The sequence below is a fragment of the Spongiimicrobium sp. 3-5 genome (assembly GCF_046557915.1).
GTDB lineage: Bacteria > Bacteroidota > Bacteroidia > Flavobacteriales > Flavobacteriaceae > JBHEBG01.
Map to the genome: position 1 here is coordinate 1,809,751 of NZ_JBHEBG010000001.1, position 16,287 is coordinate 1,826,037.

Here is a 16,287-nt window from a genome sequence, read left to right on the forward strand (position 1 = left end):
TCGGACAAGTACGGTTGGCGAGTTTTTTTTCGGCGCGACTCGTTTTTCGTTTTCAAGGCGGAGCCTTGTAGGGAAAAGTGCAGCTAATCCCAAAAGATTCATAGCGTCTATTTTTTTGGCTCAACATTAAGCGTAGGTGTTAAGCTGTTATAGTAGTAGATGTTCTGCTCTTCTAAAAACTCAAAAACAAGAGGCAGGTTTTTATTAAACCGGGAGATATCTTTGTTGTAGTTATTTGTCCACGCAGATTCTGATAAAGCTAACATCCTTGGATAAGTCATAAAGTCTAGCCATTCTTCAGTGTCAAAACGTTCGGTCCACAAACAGGCCTGAATTCCCTTTATTAATTTCATTTCTTCATCTGAAAAAAGATGTGTACTGTCAGGATACCCATAAACATCTTCGATACTACCAAAACCGTCCCAACGTCTACCAACAGTATGAATATCATGTTGAACAAAATCAAAATATAAAGGAATGCGTGGGCAAAGGATAGTATTGTATCCTTTTGTCAAAGATTTTTTAAGTTGTTCTTTTTTATCGTGACGCCACCAATATACCAATGTGCTTTTATTACTTACACCAGATTCAATAATTTCATCCCAACCGGCTAGGTTTTTGTTTATTGAAAATAGATGATCTTTCATTCTTTGCATAAAATAGTGCTCAACATCTACTAATGATTCAAATCCTTCTCGTTGTATTACTGTTTGTATAGAGTCGTTTGTATTCCATGCCTCATTTCCAAAATGGACTTCGTCACCACCAAGATGAATGTACTTAGACGGAAACAGTTCTGCTACCTCATTGAGAATCGTGTTTAAATACCTATAAGTGCTTTCTTTCCCTGGATTAAAAGTAAAGTCGGGATACTTTTCACTTCCTCCACCCGAAAATTCAGGATATGCCCTATTGGCTGCGGTTGCATGTCCTGGCATATCAATTTCTGGAATAATTTCGACAAACCTATCCGTAGCAAAATCAATTATCTCTCTGATATCTTCCTTTGAGTAATATTTTGCGGGGGCATCGGGCTGCTTATAATGCCCTTGCCCACCAATAGTGGCAAGTTTGGGATAGGCCTCAATTTCTATACGCCACCCAGGCGCATCCGTAAGATGCCAATGAAATGTATTCAATTTAAATTTTGACATCATATCGATTATTTGCTTGACTTTGTTCTTTCCAAAAAAATGTCTTGATTCATCTAACATAAATCCTCTGTATTCAAAACGAGGTTCGTCCATAATGTATCCGCAGGGAATAGTCTTGCTCTTCGAGAACTTTAGCTCCTGCCATATAGTCATTAACCCATAAAAAATACCTTTTGGATCAGATGCCGTTAGCTCAATACGGTTTTTATTCACTTCCAATTTATAAGCTTCAGATCCTTTATCACTTGAGCTTTTTAGTTTTAGAACCAGGATTTTGTCAGAATTCTTGTTTGTATCAATTCCCAGATTATTTAGTTCGTTCTTAAATAAAGATATGGTTTGATTTAAGTTCTCATCTGAAGATGAAATAGCAATGCCATGTTCGAAAGTAAAAGTACCTGGAAGAATGGAAATGGAATCAGGATATGGGATAAGTGTCCATGACTTACTTTGCTCAATTTGACAACTATTGACTATTATTGAAAGGAATAATATAACTATTGCGTTTTTCATTTCTTGATTTCATTTACAATATGAAACTATGATCAGCATTCAAACTATTTAAATTCTAACTTAAAAACAGTAACTATTTCATTCATATCCGAACTCTTGGGCGTGGTAATGTTGAGTGTTTCATCTTGTATGGACCATTTTAAGGATACATTACTCCCAACTACGGAAACATTTTTAACCGTGGCCTTCTTATTTGAATCAAAGACATGTTTTAGTTGTATATCGGCATTGGCCTCGGGGAGTCCTAAAGAATAGACATAGATTGTATTGCCATCTTTGGAAGTAGTAAAACGAAAATCATTTTCATTATATTTTATAGTTGCCGATTGTCCGCCAAAATGTCCTTCCTCAAAGTTGGCAACTCCGTAACCATGTATGCTATGTACGCGTGTTTCATAAACAGCTTCTTCATGTATATCTATCCACGCTCCGATTACCTTAAGAATATTATGTTGTTCCTTATTAATGATTCCGGCGGCGGTTGGTGAAACATTTAACAGTACAATTCCCTTTTTGCTCCATACATCTATCATATTCCTAATTATCAAAGAAGGTTCTTTATAGACCTGACCCTCGGTGTAGCACCATGCACCATCGCTAATGGTAATATCTGTCATCCAGTAGTCTTCGGATATTTCAGTTTTGCCTCCCTGTTCTATATCTAACAGACTCACGTTTTCAGGTAAATCTTCTTGTTTATGAACTGCTATCGGTGCCTGACCTCTACTGACTGCGGTATTAAAATGGTGGGCAACCATTTGCTGTCTATAATTTTCGGGTATTTGATCTAACCACGAATCAAACCAAATGATATCTGGAGCATAGCCATCAACCACCTCTTTGATCTGGTCTAGCCAATATTGGTTGAATTCTTCCTCCTCAAGATTTCCATATAACTTCCTCAACTTTGGATCGGTGGTAGCCGTTATATAGTCTGGATGATACGGATAATGGCTGTTGACGCCAACATCGGGTCCTTTACCTAGCCAGTTGGTAGAATCTGTGGCATACCTTTGCCCCAGACGTGCGTGGTGAAAGGTTGCGATAGTTTTGATATTCTTTTTACTGAGTGCACTATATAGTTCTTCTGTAATATCTCTTTTGGGTCCCATATCTTTTACATTCCATGGGTTCACTTTGCTACCCCACATGGCGAAACCATCGTGATGTTGCGCAACGGGCCCGGCAAACTTGGCCCCTGCATCTTCAAACAGGGTGGCCCACTCATTGGCATCAAACTTTTCGGCCTTAAACATGGGAATAAAGTCGTGATAATTAAACTCCTTAACAGAGCCGTATTTTTTTTCATGATGAGAATAAATTCGGGATCCCCATTCACTTCCTCTATTGGGGAAATACATCCATCTTGGATACCATTCACTATCAAAAGCAGGAACACTATAGACTCCCCAATGAAAATATATCCCTAATTTGGCATCTTTAAACCATTCGGGTTCTCTTTCTATTGTTGAAAGAGATTCCCAATTTTCTTCAAATTTTAACTGGGTAGTTTCCTCTTTGGATTTAGGCACATCCTTACAGCCTATTAATAAGATAATTACCCCAAATAGTAATCTGGTGCTTTTTATTTTCATTTTAGTTGTTTTATTGATGATAGCCTATAGCCTTGCCCATGAGCGATTACGGTGTTAGAAATCTGGTTCTTTAAAGATAGAAATTTTATTGGAGGCAATTCTGCGAGCTGAGTTATGGACTATTTTGGTCACTGCTTTTTTTCTTTATTATATCTACATGTAGGTAAACAAGAAACAGGTTAAATAGAAAATAATGATTACAGATCGAGTGGTTAAATTTAGTTGAAGTGTAAATCCCTTGGTTACAACCCCTCCGCTAAAGTGGATGTTTAGGTTTATTATCTCCCATATTATTTGATATATTCGTAGATATATCCGTAAGTGTTTATATAAAATCTGAGAATAATCGGCAATTGAACAAATTCCTATCTCCAAGAGCATATAAACTAGTTAAATTTCTGAGAATATTAAATACTATACCATGAGACTTAAAGTAAATAGTGTGTTATTCATTTTAATTTTGATGGCGCCAATTATAGGATGTTTTGCCCAAGAAAAAGCACGCCCCAATGTAATTTTGATCATTACCGATGACCAGGGCTATGGTGATTTTGGCTTTACCGGCAACAGTCAGATAAAAACTCCTGTTATCGACAACTTGGCAAAGCAAAGCATTCGGTTCAATCAATTTTATGTGTCGCCCGTATGTGCGCCTACTAGGGCTAGTTTAATGACCGGGCGCTATTCTTTGCGTACCGGTATTAGGGATACATACAATGGAGGGGCCATTATGTCTCCCAACGAAACAACAATTGCGGAGATGCTAAAACAAGCGGACTATAAAACGGGCATTTTTGGTAAATGGCATTTAGGGGATAATTATCCTAGCAGGCCCCAAGATCAGGGTTTTGATGAGTCACTTATTCATCTTGCCGGTGGTATGGGACAAGTAGGTGATATAACCAACTATTTTAAAGGAGATCGCAGCTATTTTGACCCGGTACTCTGGCACAACGGTACCACTGAACCGTATAAGGGGTATTGCTCCGATGTATTTACGGATGGGGCTGTTGAGTTCATAGAAAAAAACAAGAACACCCCTTTTTTCTGTTACCTCTCCTTCAACGCGCCGCACACGCCCTTACAAGTGCCCGATAGTTACTATAAAATGTATGCGGATACCGATCCGTCCGAGGTATATGACAAGGAAGGGACCTCTACTTTAAAAATGACCAAAAAAGATAAGGAAGATGCCAGAAGGATATATGCCATGGTCTCCAATATTGATGATAATATTGGTAAGATCTTGGAGAAAGTAAATGCCCTAGGCATTGCCGAAAATACCGTTATCATCTTTATGACGGATAATGGGCCACAACAGCTAAGATATACTGCTGGGATGCGAGATAGAAAGGGGAGTGTTTATAGGGGAGGGGTAAGGGTTCCTTTTTTATTTAGCTATCCGGGCTTGTTCAATGGCAACAAGGATATTGAAATAAACACCGCCCACATAGATGTGCTCCCTACGCTTGCTGAACTTTGTGATGCAGATCTTCCAAAAGAAGTTAAAATTGACGGCAAAAGTCTGTTACCACTAGTTAAGGACGAAAAAATAGATTGGGAAGATCGGTTGTTGTTTTTTTACTGGACAAGACGTTACCCCGAACTTTATAATAATGTGGCATTACAAAAAGGAACTTACAAATTGGTTGGGCATACAGATTACGATGCTACCATAGGTCAATTTGAATTATTCAATACGAACATGGATCCGTACGAGCAAAGAAATATTGTCTTGGAAAATGGCGGATTGGCCAATGAACTTAAACAAGAACTCCATACAATTTACAAGGAATTGATAGTTTCAAAAAACCTCCAAGAACCGCCTTTGATCTCCATAGGTTCCAACTTTGAGAACCCTACCATCCTCAATAGGAACGATGCTGACGGACAACGGGGTATTTGGGATCAGGAAGAAATATATGGGAAATGGAATGTAAAAATAACAGAAGGCCGCTATAACTTCACCTTTAAATTTATAAAACCCGTAGAAGCCTCTGGGCGCATGATTTTGGAAACAAACGCCATTGTTAACCAAACTAAAAATGAGCTATCAACGGACATTATAGAAATGAAAAATGTAAGCCTTCCCAATATGGATGCTTCCCTTATTCCGTTCTATGCTGTCAACAACAAACGGATACTACCTTTTTGGGTAGAGGTAGAGCGCGTTGAATAGTAGTTCTTTTATTTAAATCATTACGAGGTCAACCCGTAAAGTATAGCAATACAGATATTACTACAATAACCAATAGCACGGATAAGATTACATCTACCCACGTAAAACTGTTTTTTGTTTCCGCAACCTGCTCCTTGGTAAGGGTGCCAAAGGCCAAACCTTTAATGGTGGCATAATCGGGTGCGGTTGTTGCCAAACTGGTAGATATACAAACAACTACAGAGAATATGAACATAAAAATTGCCATGTGGGCAAAGTTGATGGTGGCAAACTCATAAGCAATTCCTGAAAGACCTTCCTTGCCAATTTCCGCAGCAATTCTTAGGGCTGCAATGACCAAGCCCGAGAAAAGGGTAATAATGGCCGCCTGCGAATTTACCCGTTTCCACAGTATACCCAAAACAAACACGGCCGCTATTGGCGGTGCAATATACGATTGTACACTTTGTAGATATTGATAGAGCACGCCTCCTCCAATTTTGTTCATGATAGGAATCCAGACAATGCCAAGGAATACCACCAAAGTAGTTGCTATTCTACCAATATTAAGTAGTTTTTTTTCGGGTGTGGCCGGGCGTAGTTTTTTATAGATGTCTATAGTGAATATGGTGGAGCACGAGTTAAATACCGAAGCCAGAGAACTCATTAGAGCGGCCATTAGACCACCGGCCACCAATCCTTTAAGTCCGGTAGGTAATAAGGTCTTTACCAGTACGGGAAATACCTCGTCCGCCTTATCGTAAGTAAGTACCCCTTGCTTTGCCAAAGCAAAAGCGATGATACCGGGAATTAAAAAGATAAATATGGGGAGTATTTTAAGGTAGGCACCAAAAATGGCACCACGCCTTCCTATTTTAATGTTATTGGCGGCAAGGGTACGCTGTACAATGTACTGATCGGTACACCAATACCATATACCTACAATGGTGCCTCCAAACAACATACCCGTCCATGGAAAATCTGGGTCGGACATAGATCTCCACATGTTAAAATGATCAGATCCAACGGTAGCTCTAAGTTCTGTCCAACCACCAACTTCTTGCAGGCCTAGGTACGTAATGATCAAAGATCCTGCTATCAGAACAATGGTCTGTAGGGTTTCGGTATAAATTACCGCTTTCATTCCTCCTATAATGGTATATGCTCCCGTAAAAACTACAATGCCTATGGCACCATACCAAAACGGTATTCCCAGAAGTTCCGATACTACAATACCTCCGGCATAAATGGTGACAGAAACTTTGGTTATGACATAACCTACCAAGGAAAAAATAGAGAGAAACCATCGCGATCTGCTGTCGAATCGTTTTTCAAGAAATTCGGGCATTGTAAATACCTTGCTCCTCATATAGAACGGTAAAAACAACCAACCCAGAAGCAGCACTATCCAGGCATGCAACTCGTAATGCGCCATGGGCATACCGGATTCTGCTCCGGTACCGGCCAGTCCTACAACATGCTCGGAACCAATATTGGAAGCAAAAATGGAGGCGCCAATAACGAACCACCCCACATTACGACCTGCCAAAAAATAATCGGCCGTATCTTTATTTTTTTGAAGCACTACCCAAATGGCCACACCTATAAGTGCCAAAAAGTATACTGCCAATACAACCCAATCCATTTGTTCTAAAACTGATTCCATAAGTTGTTATTATATGTATTGGTTCACTATGTTTTCAAAAAGTTCTTGCTTGCCGCTTTGTAGCGCTAATTCCCCATTTTCCATAGCAATTTTGTAGAGGTCGTCAAAATCTAGTTTGCCTTCTTCAAAGGCCTTGCCTTTTCCGGAATCAAAAGAACTATAACGTTGTGCCAACAGTTTTTCATAGGGCGAAGAGTTAATAATCTTATCAGCGATCAACAGGGCCCTGGCAAAAATATCTGCACCGCCAATATGGCCAAGAAAGATGTCTTCCAAATCTGTGGAATTTCGCCTTATTTTGGCATCAAAATTAATACCGCCTCCCTGCAGGCCGCCCGCCTTCAAAAATACCAACATGGCTTCTGTGGTCTCCATAATATTATTTGGAAATTGATCGGTATCCCATCCGTTCTGATAGTCGCCCCTATTGGCATCCACACTGCCTAACATGCCGGCATCGGCAGCAACCTGAAGCTCGTGCTGCATCGTGTGCTGTGCCAAGGTTGCATGGTTGACCTCTATATTGATTTTAAAATCTTTGTCTAGGCCATATTCCCTTAAAAAGCCAACGACAGTAGCGCAATCAAAATCGTATTGATGTTTGGACGGCTCCATAGGTTTTGGCTCTATAAAGAAATTACCTTTAAATCCATTCGTCCTTGCATAATCTCTGGCCATTCCCAAGAAACGTCCCATATGATCCAATTCTTGTTTCATATTAGTGTTCAGAAGAGACATATAACCTTCCCGACCGCCCCAAAAAACATAATTTTCACCATTTAGGGCAATGGTTGTATCCAAGGCTATTTTAATTTGTGCACCCGCCCTCGCAACTACGTTAAAGTCCGGATTGGTAGCGGCCCCGTTCATATATCTAGGGTTAGAAAAACAGTTGGCAGTACCCCAGAGCAGCTTAACCCCGGATGCTTCCTGTTTTTGTTTTAGATATTTGGTAATGGCTGCTATCCTTTTTTCAGATTCAGCCAGGGTAGGTGCTTCATCGATCAAATCAAAATCATGAAAGCAATAGTAATCGAACCCAATTTTAGTGATAAACTCAAAAGCTGCGTCGGCTTTGTCCCTTGCCGCTTGATTGGGGTCACTGTCCAGTGACCAAGGATAGATTTTGGTGCCGGGCCCAAAAGGATCGCCCCCTGTGTTACAAAGTGTATGCCAATAGGCCATGGCAAATTTAAAATGTTCTCTCATGGTTTTACCGGCCACCACCTTATTTGCATCGTAGTATTTAAATGCCAAGGGGTTGTCCGATGCTGCCCCTTCAAATTTGATCTCGCCAATACCCTTAAAGTATTCTTTGTTACCTAGTACTATCATTTTTTGTGTTTGTTTAAAATAATTTCCAATTCATTTTTCCAGTCCTCATATGCCTTAAGATAGGCCTCCCTATTTTTAAAGGGCATAAAGGTCATCACATGGTCGTTCTCCATAATATGGTTTCCAAAACTTTCAAAATTTCCCTTGTGCAATGCTGCGGCTCTGGCAGCACCAATGGCCCCAGTAGTGTTGTAAATTTCTATTTCCTGTTCAATTAGGGTGGCTATGGTATTCGAAAAAATTTCCGAACGGAACAGGTTATCGTTACCCGCTCTTATAACTTTTGGAGTAATACCATCAGATTTTAATATTTCCATGCCGTACACAAAAGAAAACGCAATACCTTCCAATGCAGCTCTACAAATATGGGCCTTGGTATGATTGTTTAGATTGATGTTTGCAATATAGGTCCCAAGATCTTTGTTGTCTAACATGCGTTCTGCGCCATTGCCAAAAGGAATTACACTTACGCCGTCCGAGCCCACTGGGATCTCTGATGCCAACGTATTCATTTCTTCGTAAGAGGTAACACTTAAGTTGTTTAGCAACCAGCGATACTGAATTCCCGAACCGTTAATGCATAGCAACTTACCAATTCTAGGGATGGATTTGGTATGGTTAACATGTGCAAAATTGTTTACCCGGGCACTTTCCCTTACCGATAAATTATCGGTAACCGCATACACTACACCAGAGGTGCCGCCGGTAGCTGCCACTTCACCCGGATCAAAGACATTCAACGATAAGGCATTGTTTGGCTGGTCACCGGCCCTATAAAGTATAGGAATGCCAGCAGCAAGCCCGGTGGCTTTGGCGGCAGCCTTGGTAACCTTGCCCTGAGGGCCAAAGGTGTCTACAACACGGGGCACTAAGTTTTCGGCAATTCCAAAATGCCTTAATAACCAATCTGCCAACTGCTCTTTTTTAAAGTCCCAGAGGATACCTTCAGAAAGACCGGATTGTGTGGTACTAACCTCATCGGTTAACTTAAAACCTATGTAATCTCCGGGTAACATAAATTTATGGATCTTGGTATAAAGCCCGGGTTCGTTTTCTTTTACCCATTTTAATTTGGAAGCCGTAAAGTTAGCGGGTGAATTGAGGAGGCTGTTTTTACAAATGTCTTCCCCTATTTCCTGGTAGGCCGTATTACCGATTTCCACTGCTCTTCCATCGCACCAAATAATGGCGTTGCGCAAGGGTGTTCCATCTTTGTCTATTACGACCAATCCATGCATTTGGTAGGCAATACCGATTCCAATAATATCACTGGCTTGGATTTTAGTTTGATCCAATAGTTTTTTTGTGGCACCACAAACATGTTTCCACCATAATTCAGGATCTTGTTCTGCCCACCCATTTTTAACTGCGGTCATCTCCATTTCCGTTTCCGGTTCCTGTACTACGGCTAAACTTTTGCCACTTGCAACAGCTACCAGGGCGGCTTTTATTGATGAGCTTCCTATATCATAACCTATATAATACATATTGCTGGTACGGTTTGATTTTTATTTGATCTTAGGGCGTAGTACATAAAAGTACACGTTGTTTAAATTGTGATATTGTTAAAGGAGCGACTCAAAATTATCATATACTTAGCTTTCTTCATACAATTTAATGGATATATGAAATAAAAGCCAGTATTATTGATGATTTTGAAAACATAATATAATTTGTAATAAATTGATAATCAACTACTTATATATGTCAATAGAGGTCCAAAAATATGCGAAATCGTTTTCGTTTTTTTCTTTGCGAATCACCCATAAAATAGCCAATTTAATTTGTATTAAATTAGTTGATGCCTTTTGGCTTTTAAAGAATTATGAAGCAAAAACTGACATTAAAGGATATCGCTGCCCATTTTAAAGTTTCCGTGTCCACGGTTTCAAAAGCTTTGAACGATAGTTATGAAATCAGTAGTTCTTTAAAAAGAAAAATTACCAATTATGCCAAAAAGCATCATTACAGGCCCAATATTAACGCTGTAAACCTTAGAAAGGAACAAGCAGCCACTATTGGTGTAATTATTCCAAACATACTTAATTACTTTTTTGCGCAGGTTTTTAGTGGAATAGAAAAAGTGGCCAACAAAAAAGGGTATAACATTATTAGTTGCATATCTAACGAGTCTTTGGACAAAGAGGTAGCCACCACGGAGATGCTTAAAAATGGATTGGTTTCTGGTCTGTTGGTCTCCCTGTCCGAAGAAACGGAGAAATTGCAAAAAATAGACCATTTTAAAAAGTTTACAGAAATAGGCATTCCCTTGGTAATGTTTGATCGGGTGTCCGATGCGGTTTTATGTGATAAGATCATCGTAGACGATTTCGAAGGAGCTTATAATGCCACATCACATTTTATCAACTCGGGATGTAGGCGTATAGCGGTAGTTTCCATTTTAGACAATTTGCAAATTGGAAGGCAGCGTATCGAAGGCTATAAAAAATGTTTATTAGACCATAACATATTGGTGGATGAACGCCTAATCCTTAGAAATTTTGAGGCGGACTTCTTGGAAACTCAGATAAAAACACTATTGAAAACCCATGAGGTAGATGCTATTCTGGGCTTGGAAGAGTTCACGGCCATTAGTTCCATGACCATTGCCAAGGATATTGGGTTTAGAATACCCGATGATATTTCCATAATTGGTTTTACAAATGGTATGCTACCAAAATATGTAACCCCTACAATAACATCTGTAAGTCAACATGGAAGGTATATTGGTGAAAAGGCCACGGAAATGTTGATTTCGAGAATAGAAGAAGATAGCACCACCACCACTCCTTTTGATATTGAAGTATTGAAGACCAGCTTGGTCTTAAGAGGTTCTACTAGAAACTGATCCTTCAAAATGTGGATTAATTCTTAATCTTTTGTCAATCTGTTTTTTAATTGGTTTTTGATCTACAAGATTTTCAATTATTTGACAATAAAAGTGCGGTTTTGTCAATTATGGCCAATGTTGGTCCGAAACTTGCGAAAACGGTTTCGTTGATGATTTAATTCCTTTCGAAATAGGATATAAATAGTTGATAATCAATTTATTAAGACGAGGTAATGAAAAAGTTCCGGGTTTAATAAAATACTTCTATACCTACCGCCCAATTGTTAAAAATTAAAATTCCTCCCAGTCCTTCCAATAAATTTGAAGGAATGCAAGCTGCTTGTCTGAGCGGATAACTCAACTTATAATATAGATTAACTAAACTAAACAAAATTTTATGGGCACAAATTATTTTCGGATTTTTTGGATTTTACCTTTGGTATTGGTAGGACTCCAATCCAACGCTCAAACCGTTACCGGGAGAGTAACCGATGCCTCGGGGCCACTACCCGGGGCAAGCATTGTTGTTGACGGGACAACTAATGGAACACAAACTGATTTTGATGGAAATTACAGTTTGGATAATGTAGGAGATCAGGCCACTTTAATATTTAGCTATATTGGTTATTCTAGCCAAGAAATAAGGGTTAATGGCCAAACTTCCATCAATGTGTTACTTCAAGAAGATGCGCAAGCGCTGGCAGAGGTCGTGGTTCTTGGCTATGGTCAAATACAAAACAAAAGAACGGTTACCACTGCTGTAGGTGTGGTGAAAGCCGAACAGATTAAGCAACTACCCATATCCCAAGCGGAAGCAGCCTTACAAGGTACTGTTCCGGGTGTGGTAGTACAACAAAATTCGGGGTCTCCAGGATCTCCTCAAACCGTTAGGGTAAGAGGTATTGGAACACCAAACAATGCTAATCCTTTGTTTATTGTTGATGGTGTTCAGGTACCTAACCTAACCTTTTTAAACCCAAGTGACATCGTTACCCAAACAGTGCTAAAAGATGCAGCTTCTACTTCCATATATGGATCAAGAGGTGGAAATGGTGTAATCTTGGTGGAGACCTTAAAGGGAACGCGGAACAGTTCTAAACCAGAGATATCGGTTCAGTCGTTTTACGGCATCCAAACGTTGGCGAACAAACCCGAGTTAATGAACCGAGATCAGTATGTACAGTATTACAATCAAGGCGTAGCTGCTGCCGGAGGATCTATCGTTGCAGGATTTAGAGGAGCATTTACCGAAGCAGAACGGGCCGCATTGCCAGATACAGATTGGTACGATGTATTGTTCGATGATGCTCCCATACAAAATGTGTACGCTTCCATCGTTGGTGGTGGAGATAAGATTACCTATGCCGTTTCTGGAGGCTACTTTGGACAAGAAGGAATTTTGGGCGGCAACAATAAGGCCGAATTTAATAGAAGAAATATACGTACGGCACTGACCATTGATCTCTCTAACAAATTAAGTGTAACGGGTGTGGCCCAATATCAGAATCAGGATCGCTACACCATATCACAAAACAATGGTGCTGCAGGTAGTGGTATAAGCAGTTTCATAAATGCATTGCCACCAATTTATCCAGCTTTTGATGAGGCGGGCAATTTCTTTAACCCATTTCTTCAAAATGGTGTGCCCACGGCCAATGGAGTACCACTAAACAGTTTGGGAGCAGTACAGAATCCTTTGTTTTCAATTGCTGCGTCAGATACCCAAGCGGTTCAAGACATTCTCAACCTGTCCATTGTGGTCAATTGGGAACCCGTGGATAACTTAAAACTGAGCGGGACCTATGGGTCTTTCAATAATTTTTCTTTTATCAAAAACTTCTCTCCTTTAATACAGCAACCAGACCAAGAATATGATACTAGCACCGGAGTGGCCTACCAGGAAAGCTCTAATCGTCAGATCAATAGGCAATATGGGGGAACCGCACAGTTTTTTTTCAACAAATTGGCAGAAAAAAACCATAACCTTAATATTCTTTTGGGTTACGAGGTTGTAGAAACCGGGTTTTTTGGAGGGGCTACCACTAGAGATGCCGGACAATTTTTGACCAATGACTTTAAAGAGGTAAATTTTGCACTATCCGTAGACAATACGGACGCAACGGTTGTACCCGGGACATCTACAGAGATTGCCATGGAATCGTTTTTTGGAAAAGTAGACTATAACTACAAAGAGAAATACTTATTAAGTGCCGTTTTAAGAAAGGATAAATCATCAAATTTTGGTGCGGATAACCGGGAAGCTTGGTTTCCTGCAGTATCGGCCGGTTGGATACTGTCCGAAGAAAACTTTTTACAGAACGTAAATACCCTAAACCTCCTTAAAATTAGGGGTAGTTGGGGGGTTAGCGGTAATGACCGTTCAGCAAGGGCGTTGGCATTTCTGTCTTCCGTAAGTACCAATGCAAGCTATGCAGGGCAACCGGGTATTGTATTGACCGGCTTAGCCAATCCCGATTTGGGATGGGAAGAGTTAACGCAGTTCAACATTGGATTGGACATTAATGCATTTAATAACAAGCTTGGTCTTACCGTGGATTATTACACAAAAGAAACTACGGATATATTGCTATCGGCAACTACTCCGCTTACATCAGGTTTAACGCCAGCAGTACAAAATATTGGGGCTTTGGATAACAGTGGCTTGGAAGTGCTGGTGTCTTATAGAGACAATTATGAGAGTGGTTTTGGATGGAATGTAGCGGCCAACGTTGGTTTTAACAAGAACGAAGTAACCGATCTTGGAGAAACCTCTTTTATCTCTTCAGCCCAAATACAACCGCAGTTCAATGATTTTGCTTCCAGAACCCAAGTGGGCGATCCTATTGCCAGCTTCTATGGTTATGTAGTAGAAGGTGTAGATGCCAACGGCAATCTATTGTTTGAAGATATTAACGGAAATGGTAACAACCAATTAGTGCCAGATGGTGAAGATAAAGCCATTATCGGAGATCCAAACCCAGACGCCACTTTTGGTTTTAGTATTGGAGTTAATTATAAAGGCTTCGATTTTTCGACATTTATGTCGGGGACAGCCGGGAATGACATTTTGGATGCCACCATTAGATATGATGCCCAAGGTACCAGCAGGCCTTCATCTTATGTAACGGAGCCAGGAGCTCCAAGAAATGTGGTAGTAAGTAGCTCACCCAACAATGGCGAACAATTGATCTCCGATTTCCATATTAAGGATGGTACCTATCTAAAGGTAAAAAATGTTACGCTGGGATATAGTTTTCCCGAAAGTGCCTTGAATGCCCTTGGAGCTAAGGAAGTAAGGATATACGTCTCCGGACAAAACCTATTCACCTTTACGGAATATACTGGTATAGACCCCGAGATAGGCCAAAACAATATTAGCACTCCGCTAAATATCGGTATAGATCAGGGCTTTTTCCCTCAAGCCCGTCAGGTACTACTAGGGTTTAATTTTAAATTTTAAAAAAGGCAGGAAAATGAAAAAGTTTCAAAATATAAAAAACAACAAATCAAAGAGCTTGCTTCTTACCATTTTTGGCACAGCGTTTTTGTTTTTATCGTGTACTGACGACTTAACCGATAAAGAGCCCATAACCGAGATTGTGGCGGAAACAGCCTTTAAAACGGAGCAAGATGTTATTGCTAGCTTAAATGCCGCTTACGATCCCCTACAATGGCAAAGTGTTCTTAACAATCAGACCTTTCCATTGATGCAACAAGGTGTAAGGGCAGATGATTTACATTCCCAATCTGCAAATTTTTGGGCAATTGGACAACAGTACGATCAATTTAGTACCATTGTGGCTACCCTACCTTCCGTAGCATCTGTATGGAGTAAATGGTACCAAGGCGTGGCAAGGGCCAACTTTACCATTCAATTGGCGCAAAGTTTCGAGAATTTTCAGACGCCAGGCTTACAAGAACAGATTGTTTCCGAAGCCAGATTTTTAAGGGGTCTTTACTATTTCGAATTGGTAAAACTCTTTGGTGATGTACCGTTATTTGAAGAGGCAGTAACCTCGGCAGATCAGGAATTGTTTAAGCCAAGGACTCCAGCTTCAGAAGTGTACGCATTTATTGAGGCAGATTTGGAGGCCGCGGGCTCTACCTTGCCTATTCGGGGTAATGAAAGGGTGCAGGGTTCAGCAACCTCTGGCGCGGCTTACGGTTTACTCGCGAAAGTATTTCTGTATCAAAATAAGTGGGCCGATGCGGTTTCAGCTGCAGAGGTAGTCATTAACCAAGGTGTTTATTCCTTGGAAAGCGATTTTAGGAACAATTTTCTTCAAAGCACAGAATTTGGCCCCGAATCCCTTTTTGAAATCAACTACCAAGACGGACTGTTCCCAGGTGGTTTTAACGGCACTGGTCAGCAACAAGAAGGTTCTGGCATGTGGCGCTGGTCCTTTCCATTTCTTTCCGGGACCTACCCTTCTTTTAACAACTTCATACCAAGACAAAGTTTAGTAGACTTTTTTGATGATAGCGACCAACGCAAGGACGCCACCTTTTTACTGCCCGGGCAGGTGTTGAATTCCCCTGGCCTAGCAGCACTTAACTTTGATCCTGTGCCCGATAATTTTGGTTATGCCATTGGTGTAAATACAGGAGCGAAAAAATACTTTTTGACTTTTGAGGAAGTACAGCCTTTGCTTAATGTTGAAGGTTCCCCACTTAATGAAAAAGTGCTACGTTATGCGGAAGTGTTGTTAATCCATGCCGAGGCATCCGTAATGGGCGGCGGGGGTAACGGCGCAGCATCTTTTCAGCAAGTTATAGACCGCGCATATGGTCCTGGCAATACTGCCGCTCCAGCCTATGATTTACAAGGTGTAAAGGATGAACGTAGAAGAGAACTGGCAACTGAAGGATGGAACCGTTTTACGGATTTGGTAAGATGGGGAGATATTCAGGCGGCCGTAACAGCCGTAGGCAAAAGTTTTACTGTTGGAAGGGACGAGTTACTACCAATCCCACAACAAGAAATAGACACATATCCCCAAGGTATGCTGCAGCAAAACCCTGGTTACTAATATTAA

The 16,287-nt window shown here is 40.5% G+C and carries 9 protein-coding genes; 4 read left to right on the forward strand and 5 right to left on the reverse strand.

Annotation, left to right across the window (positions count from 1 at the left end):
* Positions 1-107: 107 nt before the first annotated feature.
* Together ACEQ81_RS07735 and ACEQ81_RS07740 are read right to left on the reverse strand one after the other, a co-directional pair.
* Positions 108-1,667, reverse strand: a complete 1,560-nt coding sequence (locus ACEQ81_RS07735; RefSeq protein WP_411030274.1) for a beta-N-acetylhexosaminidase — start codon at positions 1,665-1,667, stop codon at positions 108-110.
* 44 nt (positions 1,668-1,711) lie between these two features.
* Positions 1,712-3,262: an alpha-L-fucosidase gene (locus ACEQ81_RS07740; RefSeq protein WP_411030275.1), complete on the reverse strand. Its 1,551-nt coding sequence runs from the start codon at positions 3,260-3,262 to the stop codon at positions 1,712-1,714.
* A gap of 421 nt (positions 3,263-3,683) precedes the next feature.
* On the opposite strand from ACEQ81_RS07740, the gene ACEQ81_RS07745 reads away from it, so the two are divergent.
* Positions 3,684-5,441: an arylsulfatase gene (locus ACEQ81_RS07745; RefSeq protein WP_411030276.1), complete on the forward strand. Its 1,758-nt coding sequence runs from the start codon at positions 3,684-3,686 to the stop codon at positions 5,439-5,441.
* A gap of 28 nt (positions 5,442-5,469) precedes the next feature.
* On the opposite strand, the gene ACEQ81_RS07750 is transcribed toward ACEQ81_RS07745, so the two are convergent.
* The 3 genes from ACEQ81_RS07750 to ACEQ81_RS07760 are packed head-to-tail and all read right to left on the reverse strand — an operon-like array spanning position 5,470 to position 9,908.
* A complete protein-coding gene (locus ACEQ81_RS07750; RefSeq protein WP_411030277.1) occupies positions 5,470-7,086 on the reverse strand; it encodes a sodium:solute symporter in 1,617 nt (538 codons plus the stop codon).
* A 9-nt stretch (positions 7,087-7,095) separates the two neighbouring features.
* Entirely contained in the window at positions 7,096-8,421 is a 1,326-nt protein-coding gene (xylA, locus tag ACEQ81_RS07755) for a xylose isomerase (RefSeq protein WP_411030278.1), read from the reverse strand.
* Positions 8,418-9,908 carry a xylulokinase gene (locus ACEQ81_RS07760; RefSeq protein WP_411030279.1) on the reverse strand — a complete coding sequence of 497 codons (1,491 nt, stop codon included), beginning with the start codon at positions 9,906-9,908 and terminating at the stop codon, positions 8,418-8,420. The genes xylA and ACEQ81_RS07760 overlap by 4 nt, the downstream gene beginning before the upstream one ends.
* A gap of 338 nt (positions 9,909-10,246) precedes the next feature.
* Here ACEQ81_RS07760 and ACEQ81_RS07765 point away from each other — a divergent pair, with 338 nt between their 5' ends.
* The 3 genes from ACEQ81_RS07765 to ACEQ81_RS07775 all read left to right on the forward strand — a co-directional run bounded on the left by ACEQ81_RS07765 (position 10,247) and on the right by ACEQ81_RS07775 (position 16,281).
* Positions 10,247-11,269 carry a LacI family DNA-binding transcriptional regulator gene (locus ACEQ81_RS07765; protein WP_411030280.1) on the forward strand — a complete coding sequence of 341 codons (1,023 nt, stop codon included), beginning with the start codon at positions 10,247-10,249 and terminating at the stop codon, positions 11,267-11,269.
* 379 nt (positions 11,270-11,648) lie between these two features.
* Positions 11,649-14,711 carry a SusC/RagA family TonB-linked outer membrane protein gene (locus ACEQ81_RS07770; protein WP_411030281.1) on the forward strand — a complete coding sequence of 1,021 codons (3,063 nt, stop codon included), beginning with the start codon at positions 11,649-11,651 and terminating at the stop codon, positions 14,709-14,711.
* Positions 14,712-14,724: 13 nt separating this feature from the next.
* Positions 14,725-16,281: a RagB/SusD family nutrient uptake outer membrane protein gene (locus tag ACEQ81_RS07775; protein ID WP_411030282.1), complete on the forward strand. Its 1,557-nt coding sequence runs from the start codon at positions 14,725-14,727 to the stop codon at positions 16,279-16,281.
* The last annotated feature ends 6 nt before the right edge of the window (positions 16,282-16,287 follow it).

Coding starts and splice junctions, on each gene's coding strand:
- ACEQ81_RS07765 (WP_411030280.1), top strand. CDS start 10,247: ATGAAGCAAAAACTGACATTAAAGGATATCGCTGCCCATTTTAAAGTT.
- ACEQ81_RS07735 (WP_411030274.1), bottom strand. CDS start 1,667: ATGAAAAACGCAATAGTTATATTATTCCTTTCAATAATAGTCAATAGT.
- ACEQ81_RS07750 (WP_411030277.1), bottom strand. CDS start 7,086: ATGGAATCAGTTTTAGAACAAATGGATTGGGTTGTATTGGCAGTATAC.
- ACEQ81_RS07760 (WP_411030279.1), bottom strand. CDS start 9,908: ATGTATTATATAGGTTATGATATAGGAAGCTCATCAATAAAAGCCGCC.
- ACEQ81_RS07770 (WP_411030281.1), top strand. CDS start 11,649: ATGGGCACAAATTATTTTCGGATTTTTTGGATTTTACCTTTGGTATTG.
- xylA (WP_411030278.1), bottom strand. CDS start 8,421: ATGATAGTACTAGGTAACAAAGAATACTTTAAGGGTATTGGCGAGATC.
- ACEQ81_RS07775 (WP_411030282.1), top strand. CDS start 14,725: ATGAAAAAGTTTCAAAATATAAAAAACAACAAATCAAAGAGCTTGCTT.
- ACEQ81_RS07740 (WP_411030275.1), bottom strand. CDS start 3,262: ATGAAAATAAAAAGCACCAGATTACTATTTGGGGTAATTATCTTATTA.
- ACEQ81_RS07745 (WP_411030276.1), top strand. CDS start 3,684: ATGAGACTTAAAGTAAATAGTGTGTTATTCATTTTAATTTTGATGGCG.